Source organism: Nocardiopsis oceani (assembly GCF_054777395.1).
Window position 1 is genome coordinate 24,207 of the sequence record NZ_BAAHAR010000050.1, and the last position, 21,204, is coordinate 45,410.

A 21,204-nucleotide genomic window follows, 5' to 3' on the forward strand; every position below is an offset into this window, starting at 1 on the left:
TTTCGCGTAGAGAGAGATGTGGTGTCCGCCGTGTGAACTGTCCCGGCGCACCATGGAGGACTGTACGCCTCTGTTCGGCCCCTCGCCACTCCGGGAGGCAAGTCCCTGATGAGGTGTCGCCGGACGGCCGCGCACAGCACGCTTATACCCCTCGCGAAGTGTCTCGTGTTAGCTGTGTTTGCCCTGGTACTGGGGTCGATTCTCCGGCCGGAAGCGGTCATCCGACCGTGCCCGGGTTTACCCTCGGATCGTCGAACCTGGTGGCCCGCACCGGATAATCGGTACGGGCCACCATGGGATCATCGGGACGCCGAACGGTCCCGTCCGCTGGGTTAGGGCGTGTTCGGCGAACACAACCTAGTTCAACGTGTCCGGGTCCGGGCCGATGCGGCCGCCGCGGTCGAGGGAGTGGACCCGCTCCATGTCCTCGGCGGTGAGCTCGAAGTCGAACACGTCGAAGTTCGCCCTGATCCGCGACGGGGTCACGGACTTGGGGATGACGACGTTGCCGAGCTGGAGGTGCCAGCGCAGCACGACCTGCGCCGCGGACTTGCCGTGCTTGGCCCCGAGGTCGACCAGGATCGGGTCATCGAGCAGGCCCTTGCCCTGTCCCAGCGGGCTCCAGGCCTCCGTCAGGAGTCCGTGGTCGGCGTTGGTGGCGCGCATGCCGGTCTGCGAGAAGTACGGGTGCAGCTCGATCTGGTTGATCGCGGGCACGACCTCGGCCGCACCGATCAGGCGCTCCAGGGTCTTGGCGGTGAAGTTGGACACGCCGATGGCCTTGGCCCGCCCCTCGGCGTGGATGCGCTCCAGCGCCTTCCAAGTGTCGACGTAGGAGTCGCGCTCCGGGGCCGGCCAGTGGATCAGGTACAGGTCGACGTACTCGGTGCCCAGGCGCTCAAGGCTCGCGTCGAAGGCCTTCAGGGCCTTGTCGTAGCCCTGGTCGTCGTTCCACAGCTTGGTGGTGAGGAAGATGTCCTCACGGGCCACACCGGAGTCGGCGATGGCCCGGCCCGTGCCCTTCTCGTTGTCGTAGAGCCGTGCGGTGTCGATGCTGCGGTAGCCGGCCTCGATGGCGGCCGTGACAGCAGTGTGGGCCTCGTCGTCGGGGACCTGCCAGACGCCGAATCCGAGCTGCGGCATGGTGAGGCCGTTGTTCAGCGTGACGTGCTGCAAGGGTGTGCCTTTCGACTGTGTGGGGTGTGGGGTGTGCCGTGGCGCATCGTGCCACGGGCCGGTGCGGGGATGGGTTCAGGAGTCCAGTCGGACCAGCATCTTGCCGGTGTTGGCCCCGCGCATCATGCCGAGGAAGGCCTCTACCGAGTGGTCGATCCCGTCCACCACGGTCTCCTCCGTGCGCAGCTTTCCCTCGGCCAGCCACGGACCTGCGAGCTTGTGGTACTCGGGGTCCAGGTCGCCGTGGTCGCCGACGAGGAAGCCCTGGAGTTTGATGCGCTTGCCGACCAGCAGAGCGAGGTTGTCCGGCCCGGGCACCGGCTCGGTGGCGTTGTAGACCGAGATCGCTCCGCACAGGGCGGCCCGGCCGTGCACGCGCATGCCTTGGATGGCGGCGCGCAGGTGGTCGCCACCGACGTTGTCGAAGTAGACGTCGATGCCTTCGGGTGCGGCTTCGGCCAGCTGCCCCTCGAGATCGCCCTCGCGGTAGTCGATGGCGGCGTCGTAGCCGAACTCCTCCAGCAGGCGGCGCTTCTTCTCGGGGCCGCCGGCGGAGCCGATCACCTTCGCTGCTCCGAGCAGCTTGGCGAGCTGGCCGGCGATGCTGCCGACCGCACCCGCGGCACCGGAGACGAACACCACGTCACCCTCCTTGAGCCCGGCGACCGCGGTCAGCCCCGCGTAGGCCGTGAGACCGACCATGCCGAGCGCGCTGAGGTAGGCCTGCGCGGGAGCGGCGTCGGTGTCGACGACCTTGGCGCGGGTGGCGTCCATGAGTGCGTACTCGCGCCAGCCCTGGAAATGCAGGACGGAGGAGCCCACGGGGACGTCGGGGCTCTCGGAGGCGACGACGGTGCCGACGGCGCCGCCCTCCATGGCCTTCCCCAGTTCGAAGGGCGGCACGTAGGACCTCACGTCGTTCATGCGGCCGCGCATGTACGGGTCGACCGACATCCAGTCGTTGCGGACCAGGATCTGGCCCGGAGCGGGGTCGGCGACGGTGGCCTCGACCACGGCGAAGTCCTCGGGCTTCGGCTCACCGGAGGGCCGGGCGACGAGGTGGACTTCCTTGGAAACGGGCATGGTGAAGCTCTCCCCCTGATTCGACTTCGTGGGACCGGGAACCGGCACAGCCACGGGACCTCGACACTAGACCGGAGCGGCATACAGATACCAATAGGATCGGCGAGGTGACCTATAGGATTTCCAATGGTTCGGCCTCGCCAGCTGCGAAGCCGGTCCTGTCGTCGGCTCCGGCACCGGATCCCGTGGCGGACGGGCCCCTCGACCTCCAGCTGCTCCGCACCTTCCTCGCGGTGCACCGCTCGGGTTCGTTCACCGCGGCGGCGCAGCTGCTGAGGCTCTCGCAGCCGACCGTCACCACCCAGATACGTACCCTCGAGCGCCGCCTGGGTCACGAACTCTTCGAACGCCTTCCGCGCGGTGTGGCACCCACCGCCGACGCGAACGACCTCGCCGCCCGTGTAGCGGGCCCCCTCGACGACCTGGAGGTGGTGGCGGGCCGGACCGGCCCCGGCTCGTCGTCGCTGCCGCCCGCTCCGCTGCGCTTGGCCGGCCCGGCCGAGCTGCTCGGCGAGCGCGTGCTTCCCGCGCTCGCCCCGCTGGTCACCGGCGAGGACCTGCGCCTGCGCGTGCACACCGGGCTCGCCGACGAACTATTGGAAGGGCTCCGGGCCGGACGGCACGACCTGGTGCTGTCCACGGTCCGCCCCCGCGGCCGAACGCTGCTCGCCGAACCGCTGATGGACGAGGAGTTCGTCCTGGTGGCCGCACCCTCCTGGGCCGAACGGATCGGTCTCGACCGGGTCCAGCGCCAGGGCTGTGCCGCGCTCTGCGGGGTGCCGTTGGTGACCTACGCCGACGACCTTCCCATCGCGCGCCGCTACTGGCGGCACGTGTTCGGGGTGCGGCTGACCTACACGCCCGCGATCACCGTTCCCGACCTGCGTGCGGTGATGACCGCCGTGGCGGGCGGGGCGGGGGTGACCGTCCTGCCGCGCTACCTGTGCCAGCGGGCCCTGCTCGACGGGGATCTGGTGGCACTGCTGGAGCCGGAGGACCCGCCGTTCAACACCGTGTACCTGGCCCGGCGCCCGGGTGTGACTGACAATCCGCACCTGGAACGGGTCCGGTCACGCCTCTTGGGAGCGGCCCGCCACTGGTGAGGCCGCCCGCCCCAAGCTCATACGGCCCGGGTTCGGACGGCCCCGCGGCTCCCGGGTCACCCCCCGAGCGGCGATTCCTCCGGGAGATCCTGGGTGCGAAGGCGCTCCACGAGTGCGCGTTCCCGTTCCTCGGACAGGTGGATCCCGAAAACCGAGCGGAGTGTGCCGGGGACGTCCTCCTCGGAGATCTCGCGGGTGCGCTTCTGCCCGTTCGGCAGGTAGGTGTTGAGGACCAGTCCGGCGAGCGCGTGCCTCTCCTCGGCGCCGTTGAATGCGGCGATGGGCTGCTGGGTGAAGGGTGAGGACTCGTGGGTCGCGGAGATGATGTTCTGCTCCGCGTAGTCGGACCGGTAGTGCGTCTCCTCGGTGAACTGCACGACGTTGAACCAGTCGCCCTGCTTCGGGCGCCGGTAGCGGAGCACCCAGTGGTCCAGGTCGGAGCGGTCCATCCGGTACTCCCACGGCCCCGTGGCGGTCCGCACGCCCTCGGTCAAGGGGACCGGGCCGCGCGGCCCGACGTTGCCGATACCCACGTCCACGTGGAAGTCCGTCCCGTCGATCACCACCGACAGGATGGCGTGCCCGCGCCCGGTGATGACGCGCTCGTCGGCGCCCATCAGCATGCGGGCGTTGCGGCCGGTCACCCGGAAGCCCAGGCGGTCGAGGACCGTGCCGAACAGGATGTTCTGTTCGTTGCAGTAGCCGCCGCGTCGGCCGCGCACCATTTTGTCCTGCAGGGAGTCGATGTCGAGCGGGATCGGGACACCAAGGTAGGCGTTGATCCCCTCGAACGGGATCGCTTCCAGGTGCGCGGACTGCAGGGCCCGCAGTGTGTCGAGGGTCGGAGTGAGCGGCCCGTCGTAGCCGATCCGCTCGAGGTAGGCCGACAGGTCCAGGGGTTCGGAGTCCCAGCGGGCGGACACGTGGGGGCGCCCACCCGCGTCCGCGCGGCCGTCGTGTTCGAGGGTGGTGCTTTCGACTGTCATCGAAGGCTCCTTCTGGTTAGGGCGTGTTCCGCGGAACACGGCCGAGGGGCGGGAAGTGGAACCGGTGGTCATTCGGTGTGGGCGGCGGCCAGGGTCCCGGCGAAGGCGGCCAGCCGCCCGCCCTGCCAGCGGGCGGCGGCGAGCACGGCCTTCACGTACTCCGGGTCCGCCTCGGCCCGCTCCTCGACCTGGCTGACGCCGTACGGGTTGCCGCCCGCCGCCGTGACCAGCTCGTAGTCGACGTATCCGGTGGGCACGACGACCGCACCCCAGTGGAAGAACGTGTTGTAGAGGGAGAGCAGGGTGGACTCCTGGCCGCCGTGCTCCGAGTGGCTGCCGGTGAAACCGGTCGCGGGCTGGCCCGCGAACTCGCCCGCCTGCCAGAGCCCGCTGGTCGTGTCGATGAACTGCCGCAGCTGGGAAGCCACGTTGCCGAACCTGGTGGGCGTGCCGAAGGCGTAGCCGTTGGCCCAGAGCAGGTCGTCGTGCGTGGCCTCGGGGATGTGCGCGGTGGCGTCCAGGTGGGCGCGCCATTCGGGCTGGCCCTCGACCACCTCCGCCGGTGCCAGTTCGGCTGCCCGGCGCAACCGGACCTCGGCACCGGCGTCGGCGGCCCCGTCCGCCACCGCCTCGGCGAGGCGGTGGATGTTGCCGGTGGACGAGTAGTAGACGACAGCGATGCGGGCGACCTGCGCACTCATCGGGTTCTCCTTGATCGTGTGGGGTGCGGCGTTGGGCCCACCGTGGCCGCGGGCGCTGACCGTCGGCTGACCGTCCGCTGACCGCCCGCCGTCAGAGGTGCCGTCAGGGGCGAGCATCTAATGTGGGCGGCATGAGATTCGGGGTTCTCGGTCCGATCGCGGTGTGGACCTCCGGCGGCGAGCGTGTGCGGGTTCCCGGCACGAAGGTCCGCGCCCTGCTGTGCGCGCTGCTCATCCACGAGGGTCACCCGGTGTCCGTGGACCGTCTGGTGGACGCCCTGTGGGACGGACGTCCGCCGAACCAGTCGGCCGGAGCGCTTCAGGCGAAGGTCTCCCGCCTGCGCAAGGCGTTGGACCAGGCCGAGCCGGGCGGGCGCGCGCTCGTGGAGCACGGGCCGGGCGGGTACCGCCTGGCTGTGGACCCCTCCGACGTGGACGCGACGCGGGCGCGGGAGCTTCTGGAGCGGTCGAGGAGCGCCACCGATCCGGGTTCGGGGGCCGAGGCGCTGCGGGAGGCGCTCGCCCTGTGGCGGGGACCGGCCTACGCCGACGTTGCGGACGAGGGGTTCGCCCACCACGCCGCCGCCCGCTTGGAGGAGCTGCGGCTCACCGCTGAGGAGGAGCTGGCCCAGGCCCGGTTGGAGTTGGGCGAACACCGACTGCTGGTGGGTGAACTGGGCGACCTGGTGGAGCGGCATCCGTTGCGCGAACGCCTGCGGTCCGCGCACATGCTGGCGCTGTACCGGTCGGGTCGGCAGAGCGAGGCCCTCGAGAGCTACGAGTGGCTGCGCTCGCACTTGGCGGAGGAACTGGGCCTGGACCCGGGCGCGGAACTGACCGCCCTGCACTCGTCTCTCCTGGCCCGCGACGCCTCCTTGGAGTCCCCGCCCGAAGCGGCTCCGGGCCCCCCGCGCGGCCGCACCAACCTTCCCGCGCCGCTCAGCGGGGAGCCGGACGGAGGTCTCGTGGGCCGGGGCCCGCAGATCGACCGGGTGCGCACACTCCTGGGGTCGGACCGGTTGGTCACCCTCGTCGGGCCGGGCGGGGTCGGCAAGACCCGGCTGGCCGTGGAGGCCCTGCGCGGGATCTCCGACCGGTTCCCCGACGGGGTGTGGATGGTCGCTCTCGGCGGGCTGGGGCCCGAGCCCGGGAGCCAGGACTCTGCGGAAACCGGGAGCATCGCCGAGGCGGTGGCGGCCGTACTGGGGCTGCGTGAGGGGGTACCTGAGCACGCTCCCCGGGAAAGGGACCGCCGCGGGTCGGCCGAACGGCTGTGCGCCGCCCTGCGGGACCAGCGGGCGCTCCTGCTGTTCGACACCTGCGAGCACGTTCTGGACCCCGTCTCGCGCCTGTGCGAACAGCTGCTGGAATCGTCCCCGGGGGTCCGGGCCCTGGCCACCAGCCACGAACCGCTGGGACTGGTGGACGAGCGGGTACACCCCGTTCCCCCGCTGGATCTGCCCGAGAGCGCGGAGGAGGCCGACCGCTCAGCCGCGGTGCGCCTGTTCATGGCCCGCGCCGCACGGTCCTCCCCGGGGTTCGCGCTGCAGGAGGACGACCGGGAGGCGGTGGCCGCGGTCTGCCGCCGCCTGGACGGGATCCCGCTCGCGCTGGAGCTGGCAGCCACCCGGGTGCGCACCTTGGGGGTCCGCGAACTGGCGCGGCGGCTCGACGACCGTTTCCGGGTCCTGGGTCGGGGGCACCGGACCGCGCCGGAGCGCCAGCGCACCCTGCGCGCGGTGATGGACTGGAGCTGGGAACTGCTGGACGGCGACGAACGCGCTGTGCTGCGCCGGCTCGCCGTCCACCGGGGCGGCTGCACGCTGGAGGCGGCCGAGCGGGTGTGTTCGGGCGGCGGCGTGGCCGAGGACGACGTCTTGGACCTGGTCGCCCGCCTCTCGGACCGCTCCCTCGTGGTGGTCGATGAGGGGACGGCCGGTTCACTCCGGTACCGGCTGTTGGAGTCCGTGGCCGCCTACGGCTTGGAGCGGCTGGCCGAATCCGGTGAGGGTGAGCGTGTGCGGCGGGCCCACGCCGAGCACCACACCGACCTCGCGGAGGAGGCCGAGCGCGGGTTGCGCGGGCACCGGCAGCGCGAGTGGCTGTGCCGTCTGGACGCCGAGGCCGCCAACCTCCGGGCCGCCCTCGACTGGGCCGTCCTCGCATCCGACCGGGGCGCGGACGAGCTGGCCGTACGGCTGGCCGGGGCGTTGGGACGGTACTGGACCATGCGGGGCCGGCTCAGGGAGGCGCGCCGCTGCCTGGCCTCCGCGCTCGGCACCCGGCCCGAGGTCGGCAGGCAGTACTCCCCCGCCCGGCTGCGGGCCATGGCCTGGCGCACCGCCGTCAGCTTCCTGGACCCGGTTGACGAGGACCGCCACGACCGGCTTACAGAGCTGTTCGACGCGTACGCGGCCGCCGACGACCCTGAGGGTGCCGCCCACGCACGGTTGCTCTGCGCGGCCAGCATGCTGGGGGCCGGGGACACGGCCGTTATCGGCGGGCTGGCGGAGGAGGCCCTGACCGCCTTCCGCGCCCTCGGGAACAGGTGGGGGATCGCGTCGGCGCTCGTCGTCCGGGCCGAACTGAACCTGGTCGGTGGGGACCTGGACCGCTGCCGTACCGACGCCGAGTCGGCCCTGGCCCTGTTCCGAGAGGCCGGGGACGGCCACGGCGGGCTGGGCGCCACCCGCATCCTCGGCACGCTGGCGGAGATCGGCGGCCGGTACACCACCGCGCGGCGGCTGCACACCGACTCCCTGCGGGTGGCCGAGGACCTCGGCCTGTGGACGTTCGTCTCGGAGCAGCTGTCGGGGTTGGGGCGGCTGTCCCTCCTCGCAGCCGACTTCGACGCCGCGGCGGAGCTTCACGAGCGGGCGTTGCGGATCGCGCGGGAACGCGCCCACGGTGCGGGCGCGGCCTTCGCGGAGAACGGGCTGGCCCTGGCCGACCGCCGCAACGGCAGGCTCGATGCGGCGGAGGAGCGCATGCAACGGCTCGTGGAGTGGAACGAGCGGAGCGGCTACCTGCCCGGTGTCGCCCTGGGCAAGGCGGAGCTGGGGTTCGTCGCGGAGCTGCGGGGTGATGCGGACGCCGCACGGAGGCTGCACACCGAGGGACTGGCGGCGGCACGCGCGACCCGTGACCCGCGTGCGGTGGCGCTGGCGCTGGAGGGCTCCGCGGGGGTCGCGGTCCTCGACGGGGACGCGGGGGCGGCGGCCCGCCTGTTGGGGGCGGCCGCGGCCGCACGGGAGTCTGTGGGCGCGCCCCTGCCCGGGGCGGAGCGCGGTGACGTCGACCGGATCAGTGCGGCCACCGCAGCCGTACTCGGCGAGCAGGCCTTCACGAAAGCGTTCGGGGAGGGGCAAGGGGTGTCGGAGTTCGAGTCAGGGTAGGTACTTCGCGGCTCGGGTTAGGCTGCGGACCATGCACGACCCCAACGCATCCCCCGGATCCCACACCCCCGCTGGCCAAGGGCCGCCGCAAGGACCGCCCCAGAGCCCGTTCCAAGGGCCGCCGCAGGGTCCGCCGCAGGGACACTTTCCGCCGGGGGGACACCCGCCACAGGGACCGCCGCCGGGACACTTTCCGCCAGGGGGACACCCGCCGCAGGGTCCGCCACCGGGGCCGCCCCCGTACGGTCCCGGCCCGCAGGGGAAGCGCAGCGGTGGAAAGACCGTGCTCAAAGTGCTGTCGATCGGGTGCGTCACGATCCTGCTGCTCATCGTGGCCGCCGGGGTGGGCGGCGCCTACTACCTCGGCTGGATCGGTGGGGAGGGGAAGTACGATTCCGCGCCGAGCGCGTGCGGACTCGTGGACGAGGCGGCCGTCGACGCGGCCGTGCCCGGGCTCACCGGTGACATGACCGAGGAGACCCGCGAGTTCTCCAGCATGGACGACCTCGAGTGCCTGGTCGGGGACGAGTGGGGCGACGACCGGATCTACCTCTCCGTGATCCCCTATGGCAAGGACGAGATCGGGTTCCAGCACCGGTCCGCCGACGAGAACGCCGAGAGGCAATATCGCAGCAAGTGGGTCACCGAGACCAGCAGGCACCCGGAGCCGGGTCCCGGCGGTGTGGAGGTCCGGGTGGGCGAAGGCGGCAGCCCGGGCTACGAGTACGTGACCGCGGTGACCCAGTTCGACAACCTGGTGGTCGAGGCGCGTGTGGAGGCCTCCACCGAAGAAGGGCAGAGCGGTTCGCTCTCGGAGAGCGAGAGCCAGGACCTGGCCGTGACACTGCTGGTCCACGCGGTCGAGCAAATCCGGTAGGCAGCGGAGGGACCGCGCGGTCGAGGTGACCGGAGGAGGCTTCTCCGAACCGCCGGGCACCGACCACCGGGAGTTGGTCGCCAACCTGACCCCGCCCGGAGAGTCGGGCTGAGAGCTCCCGCCGACCGAGGCCGCCGTGACGGCGCGCGTGGAATCTTGACCCTCACACCGGTGTCAGGAGCTACGGTCACCGCATGAGCGAGCTCACCGAACCGATGACCGGACCGCGCCTCCAAGTGGTCCTGCCCGACGAGTCGCCCCTGATGCCGCCGTCGGCCCTCGTGGACCTGGGGGTCCGCGCGGAGGCCCTCGGTGTGGACACCGTGTGGCTGCCCGACCACCTGCTGCCGCCCAAGCCCTACGGGACGACGTTCGGCGGTGTGTACGAGCCGCTGGTGACCCTGGCGTACCTGGCCGCGCGCACCGAGCGGGTGCGCTTGGGCACGTCGGTCCTGGTCATGCCGATGCGTGACCCCGTTGTCTTGGCGAAGCAGGTGGCCACCCTGGATCGGCTCTCCGGGGGCCGCTTCACACTGGGGGTGGGCGTGGGGTGGTCGCGCGAGGAGTTCGCGGCCGTCGGGTCCGACTTCACTACCAGGGGAGCCCGGACCGACGAGGCTCTGGAGCTGCTGCGGCACCTGTTCGAGGGTGAGGGCCCCTTCCGGGGGCGGTTCCACTCCTACGAGAAGGGGGTGTTCGAGCCGCGCCCGCCGGAGCGGATCCGGCTGATGGTGGGCGGCGGTTCCGAGGCGGCACTGCGCCGGGCGGCGGGGTGGGCCGACGAGTGGCAGGGGGTCGACCCGTCGCCCGAGGCCTTCCGCACGGCCCGCAACCGGCTGCGCGAGCTCACCGCGCGCCCCGTGCGCGCTGGGACGCGGATGGCGTGGACCGGGGGCGAAGAGGAGTTCGAGTCGGCGGTGGAGCGCTTCCGCGAGCTGGCGGCCTCGGGCGCGGACTCGGTGGGCGTGTGGTTCGGAGACGTGGAGGGGTTCGAGGAGCGGATGGTGCGGTTCGTGGCCGCCCTGCGCTGACCGGCCCCGGCTCACCTTCCCTTGGCCGTCCCCGGCTACTTCTCCGACCGGAGGATGCCCTTGCCGCCGTACTTCTTGTGGATGGCCTGTTTGGACACCCCGAGGACTTCGGCGATCCGGGCCCAGGTGGCTCCCTGGTTGCGGGCGCGCCGGACGAGGACGGCCTCGACCCGCTCGGCCTCCCCCCGCAGTTGGACGACGGCGTCCAGCCCCACCAGGGGGTCGTCACCGTCGATGGCCCGGGTGAGCGCGGTGAGCTGTTCGGAGTCCATAGGTCAACTGTAATTGACCAGCCCCGATCTCGGGAATCCTTGTCCGCCGGGTCGGCGCCCGCCGGTTCAGCGCGACGCCACTGCCCTGGCCGGTGCAGGCGGAAGGCAAAGGCGGCACCGTCTCGGCTGGAAGTCCCTGGTGGCAGCCGTTGCCGATTTACCCACTTAATCAGTAGGATATGTGGGAATTAGCCGGATCGCGGTGCGAGGAGGCACCGGGACCACCCCCGAAGGAGCCGACCATCCAACGAGAGCTACCCACCTCAGCCTTCGTCCGACTGGGCACGACCCTGGCCCTCACCGGCCTCCTCACTGTCACCGCCTGCTCCGGCGCCGACGACGCGGGCCAAGAGCTGGGCCTGGACGAACCCCTCCCCACCGACATCCCCGAGGGAACGGTCCTCAGCATCGGCGACCCCAAGACCCAGCGGGCCTTGGAACTGTCCGGCGAGGTCGACGACCTGCCCTTCGAGCCCGAGTGGGCCAACATGGACGGCGGCCCGCAGACGTCCGAAGCGTTCCGCGCCGAAGCCCTCGACGTGGGCGCCGTCGCGGACATCCCGCCCCTGCACGCCCGCTGGACCAACCTCGACGTGCGGGTGATCACGGCCTCCGAGCGCGAGGATCCGCTGGACTTCCCCCTCTACGAGATCGGCATCGCCCCGGGCGCGGACGTCGAGTCCCTGGAGGACATCGGCGGCCTCCGGGTGGCCTACAGCCCCGGCCAGGCCCAAGGCGCGATCGTGCTGCGCCTGCTGGAGTCCGTCGGCCTCTCCCAAGACGACGTGGAACTGGTGGAGATCACCAGCGTCGACGACTCGTACGTGAACGCACTGGCCAGTGACGAGGTCGACGTAGCCCCGCTGAGCGGCGTCCTCATCCGGCGCTACCTCGAAAGGTACGAGGAGGACGGGGCGGCGGTCTTCCCCCACGAGCTCCGCGACGACCCTTGGCACCTCTACGCACCCGAGGAGGTACTCCAGGATCCGGCCAAGGCGGCCGCCCTGCGCGCGCTCGCCCAGGCGTGGGGGCGCGCGTCGGAGTGGATCAGCGACAACCCCGAGGAGTGGGCGGACGGGTTCTACGTCGACCACGAGGGCCTGAGCCCGGAGGACGCCGCCTACCTGGTGGAACGGGACGGTCAGAACGTCATCCCGGAGAGCTGGGACGACACGATCGAACGCCACCAGGCCACCGCGGACCTGCTCGCCGCCGAGCAGGACTGGCCCGAGGTGGACGTGCGCGAAGAGGTCTACGACACGCGCTTCGAACCCGCCGCGCTCGCGGAGGCGGAATCGGGAGGTGACGCGTGAGCGTCGGCACCCACGGAACGGAAGCCCCGGGAACCGGCCCCCGGGAACAGGACTCCCCCGAAAGCCCTTCCTCAGATCCACCTCGGCCCGGGCGGGCCGGACCCGGCGGGCTCGGCACTCTGCGCCCGCGCAGACCGGTTCAGCCCCGGAGCCGCAGACTGGGTCCCGGCCCCCGGATTCCGTTCATCCTCGCCCTCGGCCCCCTGCTGCTCCTCGCGGTGTGGACGGTGGGTTCAGCGGCAGGCTGGATCGATCCGCGCACCCTCACCGAGCCGTGGACGGTCCTGTCCACCGGTATCGACCTGGCCGCCGACGGCACCCTGCAGGAGCACCTCGTCGTCTCGGCCCAGCGCGCCCTGCTCGGCCTGGGTTTCGGTGTCGTCGCCGGGCTCGCCCTGGCGGTGGTGTCCGGGCTGAGCCGCATCGGTGAAGGGCTCGTGGACGGCCCGATGCAGATCAACCGCGCCGTCCCCAACCTCGCCCTGCTGTCCCTGCTGATCCTGTGGTTCGGCATCGGCGAGGAGATGAAGGTGATCACGATCGCGCTGGCCGTGGTCGTGCCCATCTATATACACACGCACAACGGCCTGCGGGCGATCGACCGGCGCTACGTGGAACTCGCCGAAACGCTGGACTCCGGGCGGCTGGCCTTCCTGCTCCGCGTGGTCCTGCCGGGCGCCCTGCCCGGGTTCCTGCTGGGGATGCGGTTCGCCGTCACCGCCGCCTGGCTGTCCCTCGTGGTGGTCGAGCAGGTCAACTCCACCAACGGCCTCGGCTACATGATGACGCTGGCCTGAACCTACGGGCAGACGGACGTGATCATCGTCGGTCTGGTCGTGTACGCGATCCTCGGACTCCTGCTGGACGGGCTGGTCCGATTGGTACAGAGAAGGGCGCTGAAATGGCGACGCACGCTGGAGGACTGAGCGTCCGGGCCGAGGACGGCGTCGCGGATCCGGCGGTCCGGGTACGCGGGCTCACCCGGAGCTTCCACGCCGGCCCCGACCTGAAACAGGTGCTGAAGGGTGTGGACCTGGACATCGTCCCGGGCGAGTTCGTGGCCCTTCTCGGCCGCAGCGGCTCGGGCAAGAGCACCCTGCTTCGGGCAGTCGCCGGGCTGGACCACGGGGTACCGGGCAGGGGGGATCTGACCAGGCCCGACCGCGTCTCCATGGTCTTCCAGGACTCCCGGCTGCTGCCGTGGCAGCGGCTGCTCCCCAACGTCGTCTTCGCCCTGCGCGACCGGAACGCGCGGGACCTGGGCCGGGCCGCTCTCGCGGAGGTCGGACTCGGCGGCCGCGAGCGGGCCTGGCCGAACGAACTCTCCGGCGGAGAACAACAGCGCGCCGCCCTCGCCCGTTCCCTGGTCCGCGAGCCGGAGCTCCTGCTGGCCGACGAGCCGTTCGGTGCGCTCGACGCCCTCACCCGCATTCGGATGCAGGCCCTGCTCCTGCGGCTCGTGGAGCGGCACCGCCCCGCGGTCCTGCTGGTGACGCACAGCGTGGACGAGGCGATCGCCCTGGCTGACCGGGTGCTCGTCCTGGACGAGGGGCGGATCGGCACCGACGTGCGCATCGACCTGGACCGGCCGCGGGACGTCACCGCCCCGGGTTTCACGGACCTGCGCTCGGTTCTGCTCGCCGACCTGGGTGTGGAGGGAGACGGGGGTGAGCAAGGACAGTAGGTGTCCCGGCGGGCCCGGGGCCGCGCGCACGGCGGAGCGCTAGGTTAGGCGCATGCTCACCATCGAACGCGCCGTGCAGGCGGACGTGGCGGCGATCGTCGCCATGCTGGCCGATGACCCCTTGGGCGCCTCCCGGGAGACCCCCGACGACCTGGCCCCGTACCTGAGGGCCTTCGAGGACATCGACGCCGACCCGCACCAGTACCTGGCCGTGGCCCGTCGGCAGGGCCGTGTGGTGGGTACCCTCCAGCTCACGGTCCTGCCCGGTCTGTCCCGGAAGGGCACCTCCCGCGCCCAGGTGGAGGCGGTGCGGGTCCACACGGAGGAGCGCGGCAGCGGCCTGGGCACCGAGCTCCTGGAATGGGCCGAACGCGAGGCGCGCAGGCGCGGCTGCGTGCTGCTGCAGCTCACCTCGGACGCGCAGCGGGAGGGCGCCCACCGCTTCTACGAGCACCTGGGCTACGAGGCCAGCCACGTGGGCTTCAAGAAGCGGCTCGGCTGAGCCCGCGGTGGGGGCGGCACCCGGGTCTCCGGGCAGCGCGCGGACCTCTGGCCGGGTTCGACCGGGCGGGTGTCACCGGTCGGCCCGACCAGAGCGACCAGCTCGATCAGACTGGTCCGCCAGGTCCGCCAGGTCGGTTTGGACGGCCCGGGTCACGCGGTCGGTGTCTCCGGTGGCGAGGAGGTCGAGCAGGGCGCCGCGCAGGAGGGCGAGGACGCGGGTGCGCTGAGCGAGCGCCTCGGGTGTGTCCGGGGCGGGCTGGGACCGGGCCAGGACGTCCAGCCAGTCGCGGACGGTGGCGGCGGCGAAATCGGCCCAGGGCCCCTGCGTTTCGACGAGCGAACGGGCGTAGCCCTCCACCCACAGGGTCAGCAGGGACCGGTGCTCCTCGGCGGTCAACCACTCCCACACCCGGGCCGCGGTCTCCGGCAGGTCGGCGCCGCGGGGCAGCCGTTCCAGGAGTGCGAGCTCGTCGGCGCGGGCGCGGCCGAGGAGTTCGCGGACGAGGCCGTCCTTGCTGCCGAACAGGTAGAGCAGCACGCGCGGGCTGGTGCCGATGGCGGTGGAGAGGGGGCGCAGGGACAGGTCGGCCAGCCCGTGGTCGAGGGCGTAGCGGTAGGCCGCTTCCAGCAGGTGGTTCCGGCGCGGTGAGGGGCTTGCTCCGTCGGTGGGCACGCGCCTAGTCTAGGAGTACTGAAACAGTCGTGTCAGTAGCCTGGAGGTCGTTGTGGAGACCCGGATCCGACCGCTCGGAGCCCCCGGCGACCTGGGATGGGTGGTCAAGGTCAACGGCGAGGCGTACGCGGAGCAGTACGGCTGGGACATGACCTACGAGACCCTGGTCGCGCGGATCGTCGCGGACTTCGACCCGGCCACCGGCGCAGCGTGGATCGCCGAGGCGGACGGGGCACGGGTCGGCAGCGTCTTCTGTGTCCCCGACGGCCAACCCGGCACCGCCCGCCTCCGGCTCCTCATGGTCGCCCCTGGGGCACGCGGACTGGGGATCGGCTCCGCCCTCGTGGAACGCTGCCTGCCCTACGCCCGGGAACAGGGCTACAAGCGGATGACCCTGTGGACCAACGACGTCCTGACGTCGGCGCGACGGATCTACCAGGAAGCCGGATTCACCTTGGTGGAGGAGGAGCCCCACCACAGCTTCGGGCACGACCTCGTCGGCCAGTACTGGTCCCTGGACCTGTGACCGGATCAGTCCGGTAGGGGCCGGGATCGTGCCTGGCCCGGGCCCCGGCCCGCTGGGAAGGTCCGGGTATGAGCACAGTTCCCAGCACCGGCAGAGCACTGGTCGTCGTCGACGCGCAACGGTCCTTCCTCCAGCAGCAGAGCTGGCAAGCCGCCTCCGACCCCGAGGTCGCCAAACCCATCAGCCGCCTCGTGGACCACTACCGGAACCGGGGCGACCGGGTGGTGTGGATCCTGCACACAGAGCCCGGTACCGACACGGTGTTCGACCCCGAGCGCGGCCTCGTGGAGCCCATGCCCGGGCTGTCGCCGACCGGTGGCGAACCTGTCATGACCAAGACCGCGCACAGCGCGTTCACCGGCACCGACCTGGGGCGTCTGCTCACGGGTTGGGGCATCGGCGAGGTCACCGTCTGCGGGGTGCGCACCGAACAGTGCTGCGAGACCACCACCCGCATGGGTTCGGAGCTCGGCTTCGGCATGGTCTTCGCGGTGGACGCCACGGCCACCCAACCCATCGAGGCCCCGGGCGCCCCGCCCGGCCGTGCGCTGCGGGAGGTCCTCGACGACCCGGCGACCCTCCTGCCGCGGGACATCGTCAACCGCACCGTGTACGCGCTCTCCGGCCGCTTCGCCGCCGTGCGCACGGTCGACGAGATCGTGTCCGGGGCCCGCTGATGCGGCCCGGTTAGAATGACCGGATCGTGCGCAAGGTCGTCTTCCTCCTCCTACCGGGACTCCACCTGCTGGATCTGGCCGGCCCGGCCCAGGTGTTCTCCGGCATGGCCGACACGGGCCATCCCGTGGAACTCCACCACGTCAGTGCGCTCCCCGAGGTGCCCACCGCCCAAGGCGTCGGGCTGCGTGCCGCGACCGACTGGCCGCCCGTTGGCCCCGACGACCTGGTGCTCGTCCCCGGCTGGCGGACCTCCGGGGCGGCGCCGCACGTCACCCCGGAGCAGGTGGCGGCGCTGACCGCGCACCACGCGTCCGGCGGCATGCTCGCCAGCGTCTGTTCGGGCGCCTTCGTCCTGGCCCGTGCAGGGCTGCTGGACGGGCGCCGGTGCACCACCCACCACACCCTCCAGGACGAACTCGCCCGCCGACACCCGCGTGCCCGGGTCGTACCGGACGTGCTGTACGTGTCCGACGGCCGGGTGGTGACCTCGGCGGGCATCGCGAGCGGCATCGATCTCGCCCTGCACCTGGCGGCCCGGTGGCACGGCCCGGCGGTGGCGGCCTCCGTGGCCCGGGAGATGGTGGTCTACGCCCGCCGCAACGGCGACGAACCCCAGGCCAGCGTGATGCTGCGGCACCGGAGCCACCCGGTGGACGTGGTGCACCGGACGCAGGACGCCATCGATGCCCGGTACACGGAGCCCCTGCGGCTGACCGACCTCGCCGCTTCGGCGGGGGTCAGTGAGCGCACTCTCACCCGGGCCTTCGCCCGGGCCACGGGCCTGACCCCGCTGCGGTACCAGCAGAGTCTGCGGGTGGAGCGCGCCGAGCAGCTGATCGGTGGGGGTTCGACGGTGGAGTCGGCGGCCCGGGCGGTGGGCTTCCAGGACGCCCGCATGCTCCGCCGCCTGCGCGTACGCTCCTGAACACCCCGCCCCCAGGCCCGCAGCGCTCGCCGTTGGTAGCGCTCACCGTTGGCGCAGGAGCACGAGAAGCCCCACCGCCAAGGTGAGCAGGAGCGCGGCACCGACCAGGCCGGTGGCGGACATCCCCTCGACGAACGCTTCCCGCGCCGAGGCCGCCATACTGCTCGCCGCCTCCGCCGGAAGCTGTTCGGCCGCCCCGAGCGCGGCGCCCAGGCTGGACCCGATCACTTCCACGCCCTCCTCGGGAACGTCTTCGGGCAGCCGTTCCCGGACCCCGGTCCGGTAGAACACCGCGCTGACCGTGCCCAGGACCGCGATGCCGAGCGCGGCACCGAGCTCGTTCGCGGTCTCCGACACCGCGGAGGCCGCTCCCGCGCGTTCGGGTCTGACCGCTGCGACCACCACGTCCACGGCCAGGGCCGCGACCGGCCCGACACCCATGCCGACCAGCGCGGAACCGGCCAGGACCCACCAGGTGGGCGGGTCGGCCGGGACCAGGCCCAGTACGAGCATGCCGCCCGCCGAGACCAGAGCCCCGCCCGCGAACACCGCGCGGTGGCCCCACAGCCGGGCGGCGGTGACGGAGAGGACGGAGGTCACCGCGACCGCCACGAGGACCGGCACCAGCAGCAGCGCGGCGTTCAGGGGCGAGAACCCCTGGACCAGCTGGAGGAACTGGGCGGTGTGGAGCATCATCCCCACGAGCGAGAACATCATGAGCCCGCCCGCGAGGACGGCCCCGGTGAACCGGCGGTTGGCGAAGAGCGACACGTCCACGAGCGGCACCGCCAGTCGGCGCTGCCGCAGGACGAAGACGGTCCCCGAGAACAGGCCGACCGCCAGTGCCGCCGCGCCGACCGGGGTGAGGGCGAGCTCCTCCGCGGCGGTCTTGGCCGACCACACCAGAGGCAGGACGGCAGTGAAGGACAGCAGGACGCTGGGCACGTCGAGGGGCCCGGCGCGTGTGTTCCGGTACTCAGGGAGCACCAGAGCGCCCACCGCCAGCAGGGCCAGGATGATCGGCACGTTGACCAGGAAGACCGATCCCCAGGCGAAGAACTCCAGGAGGACGCCGCCGACGATCGGGCCGAGCGCCGCCCCTCCGGCGAAGCCCGCGGTCCACAGTCCGATCGCCCGGGTCCGCTCGGCGGGGTCGGTGAAGATGTTGCGGATCAGCGCGAGCGTGGACGGCATGAGGGTGGCCCCGCCGACCCCCATGAGGGCGCGGGCGGCGATCAGCGCCTCGGGGGAAGTGGAGAGCGCCGCCGCCAAGGAGGCCGCACCGAAGAGCGCGGAGCCGACCATCAGGAGGCGCCTCCGCCCGATCCGGTCGCCGATGTTGCCGGCGGTGATGAGCAGCCCGGCCAGCAGGAAGCCGTAGATGTCGAGGATCCACAGTGCCTGCCCCGCGGTGGGTGCGAGGTCGGCGGTGATGGCGGGCACGGCCATGTAGAGGATCGAGATGTCCATGGACGTGAGCAGGACCGGGACGATGAGCACGCCTAAGGCGAGCCACCGCCGAGAGTGGGTTCGTGTGGTGCGGGTGGTCAAGACAACTCCTTGAGTACGGCGTACGCATGCACGTGGGTACACCGTACGCAAGGGTTAGCATGACCGCAACGGCGAACCGGGTGGTGAGTGTGGCGGGACAGGCGTTGAACAGGGAACGCATCGTCGAGGCGGCGATCGGTCTCGCCGACCGCGAGGGGCTCGACGCGGTGTCGATGCGCCGGATCGCCAAGCAGCTCGGCGCCGGCGCGATGTCGCTGTACCGGCACGTCTCGGACAAGGAGGAGCTGCTCCGGGACATGATCGACACCCTCCACGCCCGGCACGCCTACCCCGATCCCGGCGGCCTGGACTGGCGGGAGCGGATGCGCCTGCTCGCCCGGCACGACTGGGCCATGTACACCGCCCACCCGTGGCTGCTCACCGCCACGGCAACCGTCGCCCCGCCAGCCGGTCCGCACATGCTCGCGTCCATGGAGTGGGCGCTGACCGCCCTCGAACCCCTCGACCTCACCCTGCCCCAGGCCGGGCGCGCGATCATGGCCGTCACCCACTACCTCCAGGGCAGCGCCCGCATGGCACTGGGCGACGAGACCGGGCCGGGTGGCGCGAGCGGACTGGGTGATACCGGGGAGCTCGCGGACCGAAGCCCCGGGGCCGCCTGGCGGAAAAGGCTCGGCGGCGACGACCTCTCCGGCTTTCCCCGTGTTGCCGCCCTCGTCAGTTCCTCCCCGGAATCCGATGAGGACGACGGGAAGCAGGGCGGGGACTGGGTCCTCACCGGGCTGGACATGGTCCTGGACGGGATCGCCGCGCAGTCTTCGGCAGCGCGTGCGCTTCCCTGACCTCCCAGGGCCCGTTCAGGAGGCCCGTTCAGGGGGTCACGATGTCGAAGTTCGGGTCGGGCTGGTCCAGGAGGCCGAACAGGTGGTCCAGGAGCGACTCGTCGCCGGAGAACGCCATACCCTCCGTCCCCTTGCCCGCGAGCAACCGCAGCAGACGGAACTTGTTCAGGGTGACGACCAGCCCGGGCTCGCCTCGGCGCGGCTTCTCCCGTGTGGTGAGCGCCCCGTTGGACAGGGTCGTGCGGTACGTGGTGCCCAGGTCCGAGAACACCCAGTCGATGACCATGTGCGTGTCCCAGGCCTTGGGGCCGTTGATCCGGATCGCGAGCGACTCGAAGAGCTGGCCCATCGACAGCGCGGCCGTCATACCGGCGCCCAGGTCGGGCGAGTGGTCCGGTTTGCCGCGCCGCAGCTCGGCTGAGCCCTGGAGGTAGAAGTTGCGCCAGGTACCGTTCTCCGAGCCGAAACCCAACCGCTCGTACACCCCGGCCAGCGCCGCCCGGGCCCGGCCGTGCCCGGGTTCGGCGAACACCGCGTGGTTGAGCAGGGTCGCGGCGAACCGGAGGTCCCCGTGGCACCGGTACTCGTCCGCCTTGCGCACCACCTCGTCCACACCTCCCATGCAGTCGACGTACCTGCGGGCCTCCTCCTCGGGAGGGTGGTCCCACAGGTGGGCGGGGTTGCCGTCGAACCAGCCCATGTAGCGCTGGTAGATGGCCTTGACGTTGTGGCTGACGGAACCGTAGTAGCCGCGCGTGTGCCACTCCCCCTCCAGCCCGGGCGGCAGCTGCAGGTGTTCGGCGATCTCGGAGCCCACGTACCCCTGGTTCATCATCCGTACAGTCTGGTCGTGCAGGTAGGCGTAGAGGTCGCGCTGCTGCCTCAGGTACCTGACCAGGTTGTCGGTACCCCAGGTCGGCCAGTGGTGCGAGGCGAACAGGACGTCGGACTCGTGCGCGAACAGTTCGACGGACTCGTCGAGGTAGCGCGACCAGATCCGGGCGTCGCGGACCTGGGCTCCGCGGAGCGTGAGGATGTTGTGCAGGTTGTGGGTGGCGTTCTCCGCCATGCACAGGGCCCGGTGTTCGGGGAAGTAGAAGTTCATCTCCGCGGGCGCCTCGGTTCCGGGCGTCATCTGGAAGACGATCCGAACCCCGTCCACGACCTCCTCTTGGCCGGTCCGGGTGATGTCGCGGTTGGGCGCGATGAGGGTGACCGTGCCGCTCGAGTTGGTCTGTCCGAGACCCAGTCCGATCTGTCCCCGCGGCCCCGGCTCCAGGTGGGAGCCCGTGTGGAAGAGGCTGCGGCGGGCCATGGCGGGCCCCGCGTGGACGTTCTCCGACACCGCGTGCTCCATGAACCCGGACGGTGCGAGGATCGGCACGGTGCCGTCGGTGACGCCGCCGACCCCGCCGAAGTGGTCGACGTGCGAGTGCGAATAGATCACCCCGCTGACCGGGCGGTCGCCGCGGTTCGCGCGGTACAGCTCAAGCCCGGCACGTGCGGGTTCGGCGGAGATCAGCGGGTCGATGACGAGGACGCCCTGGTCGCCCTCGACCAGCGTCATGTTCGACAGGTCCAGGCCCCTGACCTGGTAGATCCCCTCAGCGACCTTGAACAGGCCCTGCTTGGCACACAGGCGGGACTGGCGCCACAGGCTCGGGTTGGCGCTGTCCGGGCACTCCCCGTCGAGAAACGCGTAGGCGTCGGCGTCCCAGACCACCCGGCCCTCCTCGTTTCTGACCTGCCCTGGCTCGAGCCGGGCGATCAGTCCCCGGTCCGCGTTGGCGAAGTCGGTGGGATCGGCGTGGTCGGGTCCGTTACCGGTCATCACTTCTCCTCGTCGAGTCGACGCTGGCCAGCGGGCCGGGTACGGGCGCAAGATCCATGATCAGGGCGAGGGGTTCAGCGGAGTGCAACGCT

The 21,204-nt window shown here is 71.6% G+C and carries 20 protein-coding genes; 12 read left to right on the forward strand and 8 right to left on the reverse strand.

Annotated elements, in window-relative coordinates:
- Positions 1–357: 357 nt before the first annotated feature.
- Together ACYVDG_RS26585 and ACYVDG_RS26590 are read right to left on the reverse strand one after the other, a co-directional pair.
- A complete protein-coding gene (locus tag ACYVDG_RS26585; RefSeq protein WP_460759462.1) occupies positions 358–1,176 on the reverse strand; it encodes an aldo/keto reductase in 819 nt (272 codons plus the stop codon).
- A gap of 75 nt (positions 1,177–1,251) precedes the next feature.
- The gene (locus ACYVDG_RS26590) at positions 1,252–2,259 is read right to left on the reverse strand and encodes an NADP-dependent oxidoreductase (RefSeq protein WP_460759468.1); all 1,008 of its coding nucleotides are present in this window, start codon (positions 2,257–2,259) and stop codon (positions 1,252–1,254) included.
- Positions 2,260–2,417: 158 nt separating this feature from the next.
- Between ACYVDG_RS26590 and ACYVDG_RS26595 the strand changes: the two genes are divergently transcribed.
- A complete protein-coding gene (locus ACYVDG_RS26595; protein WP_460759617.1) occupies positions 2,418–3,362 on the forward strand; it encodes a LysR family transcriptional regulator in 945 nt (314 codons plus the stop codon).
- A 56-nt stretch (positions 3,363–3,418) separates the two neighbouring features.
- Here ACYVDG_RS26595 and ACYVDG_RS26600 read toward each other — a convergent pair whose 3' ends face one another.
- Together ACYVDG_RS26600 and wrbA are read right to left on the reverse strand one after the other, a co-directional pair.
- Complete coding sequence (locus ACYVDG_RS26600; RefSeq protein ID WP_460759473.1) at positions 3,419–4,348, reverse strand: arylamine N-acetyltransferase family protein; 930 nt, start codon at positions 4,346–4,348, stop codon at positions 3,419–3,421.
- 68 nt (positions 4,349–4,416) lie between these two features.
- The gene (wrbA, locus tag ACYVDG_RS26605) at positions 4,417–5,049 is read right to left on the reverse strand and encodes an NAD(P)H:quinone oxidoreductase (RefSeq protein ID WP_460759476.1); all 633 of its coding nucleotides are present in this window, start codon (positions 5,047–5,049) and stop codon (positions 4,417–4,419) included.
- A gap of 131 nt (positions 5,050–5,180) precedes the next feature.
- Between wrbA and ACYVDG_RS26610 the strand changes: the two genes are divergently transcribed.
- The 3 genes from ACYVDG_RS26610 to ACYVDG_RS26620 all read left to right on the forward strand — a co-directional run bounded on the left by ACYVDG_RS26610 (position 5,181) and on the right by ACYVDG_RS26620 (position 10,352).
- Positions 5,181–8,444, forward strand: coding sequence for a BTAD domain-containing putative transcriptional regulator (locus ACYVDG_RS26610; RefSeq protein ID WP_460759480.1), 3,264 nt, complete (start codon positions 5,181–5,183; stop codon positions 8,442–8,444).
- Positions 8,445–8,727: 283 nt separating this feature from the next.
- Positions 8,728–9,321, forward strand: a complete 594-nt coding sequence (locus tag ACYVDG_RS26615; protein WP_460759485.1) for a hypothetical protein — start codon at positions 8,728–8,730, stop codon at positions 9,319–9,321.
- 194 nt (positions 9,322–9,515) lie between these two features.
- Positions 9,516–10,352: a TIGR03619 family F420-dependent LLM class oxidoreductase gene (locus ACYVDG_RS26620; protein WP_460759490.1), complete on the forward strand. Its 837-nt coding sequence runs from the start codon at positions 9,516–9,518 to the stop codon at positions 10,350–10,352.
- A gap of 35 nt (positions 10,353–10,387) precedes the next feature.
- On the opposite strand, the gene ACYVDG_RS26625 is transcribed toward ACYVDG_RS26620, so the two are convergent.
- Positions 10,388–10,624 (reverse strand): hypothetical protein, encoded by a 237-nt coding sequence (locus ACYVDG_RS26625; protein ID WP_460759493.1) that lies wholly within the window; start codon positions 10,622–10,624, stop codon positions 10,388–10,390.
- Between the two features lie 179 nt (positions 10,625–10,803).
- On the opposite strand from ACYVDG_RS26625, the gene ACYVDG_RS26630 reads away from it, so the two are divergent.
- From ACYVDG_RS26630 to ACYVDG_RS26645, 4 genes are all read left to right on the forward strand, one after another.
- Complete coding sequence (locus ACYVDG_RS26630; RefSeq protein ID WP_460759497.1) at positions 10,804–11,937, forward strand: ABC transporter substrate-binding protein; 1,134 nt, start codon at positions 10,804–10,806, stop codon at positions 11,935–11,937.
- Entirely contained in the window at positions 11,934–12,734 is an 801-nt protein-coding gene (locus ACYVDG_RS26635) for an ABC transporter permease (protein WP_460759500.1), read from the forward strand. The genes ACYVDG_RS26630 and ACYVDG_RS26635 overlap by 4 nt, the downstream gene beginning before the upstream one ends.
- Before the next feature lie 104 nt (positions 12,735–12,838).
- Positions 12,839–13,621, forward strand: a complete 783-nt coding sequence (locus ACYVDG_RS26640) for an ABC transporter ATP-binding protein (RefSeq protein WP_460759503.1) — start codon at positions 12,839–12,841, stop codon at positions 13,619–13,621.
- 52 nt (positions 13,622–13,673) lie between these two features.
- Positions 13,674–14,123, forward strand: coding sequence for a GNAT family N-acetyltransferase (locus ACYVDG_RS26645; protein ID WP_460759506.1), 450 nt, complete (start codon positions 13,674–13,676; stop codon positions 14,121–14,123).
- A gap of 72 nt (positions 14,124–14,195) precedes the next feature.
- Here ACYVDG_RS26645 and ACYVDG_RS26650 read toward each other — a convergent pair whose 3' ends face one another.
- Positions 14,196–14,798: a TetR/AcrR family transcriptional regulator gene (locus ACYVDG_RS26650; RefSeq protein ID WP_460759511.1), complete on the reverse strand. Its 603-nt coding sequence runs from the start codon at positions 14,796–14,798 to the stop codon at positions 14,196–14,198.
- Positions 14,799–14,850: 52 nt separating this feature from the next.
- On the opposite strand from ACYVDG_RS26650, the gene ACYVDG_RS26655 reads away from it, so the two are divergent.
- From ACYVDG_RS26655 to ACYVDG_RS26665, 3 genes are all read left to right on the forward strand, one after another.
- Entirely contained in the window at positions 14,851–15,324 is a 474-nt protein-coding gene (locus tag ACYVDG_RS26655) for a GNAT family N-acetyltransferase (protein ID WP_460759516.1), read from the forward strand.
- A gap of 68 nt (positions 15,325–15,392) precedes the next feature.
- Positions 15,393–16,001: a cysteine hydrolase family protein gene (locus tag ACYVDG_RS26660; RefSeq protein ID WP_460759519.1), complete on the forward strand. Its 609-nt coding sequence runs from the start codon at positions 15,393–15,395 to the stop codon at positions 15,999–16,001.
- A gap of 26 nt (positions 16,002–16,027) precedes the next feature.
- Entirely contained in the window at positions 16,028–16,927 is a 900-nt protein-coding gene (locus tag ACYVDG_RS26665; RefSeq protein ID WP_460759522.1) for a GlxA family transcriptional regulator, read from the forward strand.
- Between the two features lie 42 nt (positions 16,928–16,969).
- On the opposite strand, the gene ACYVDG_RS26670 is transcribed toward ACYVDG_RS26665, so the two are convergent.
- Positions 16,970–18,478 (reverse strand): MFS transporter, encoded by a 1,509-nt coding sequence (locus ACYVDG_RS26670; protein WP_460759525.1) that lies wholly within the window; start codon positions 18,476–18,478, stop codon positions 16,970–16,972.
- Between the two features lie 59 nt (positions 18,479–18,537).
- On the opposite strand from ACYVDG_RS26670, the gene ACYVDG_RS26675 reads away from it, so the two are divergent.
- The gene (locus ACYVDG_RS26675) at positions 18,538–19,281 is read left to right on the forward strand and encodes a TetR/AcrR family transcriptional regulator (protein ID WP_460759528.1); all 744 of its coding nucleotides are present in this window, start codon (positions 18,538–18,540) and stop codon (positions 19,279–19,281) included.
- A 28-nt stretch (positions 19,282–19,309) separates the two neighbouring features.
- Here ACYVDG_RS26675 and ACYVDG_RS26680 read toward each other — a convergent pair whose 3' ends face one another.
- Positions 19,310–21,112, reverse strand: a complete 1,803-nt coding sequence (locus tag ACYVDG_RS26680) for an alkyl/aryl-sulfatase (protein WP_460759532.1) — start codon at positions 21,110–21,112, stop codon at positions 19,310–19,312.
- Positions 21,113–21,204: the final 92 nt, after the last annotated feature.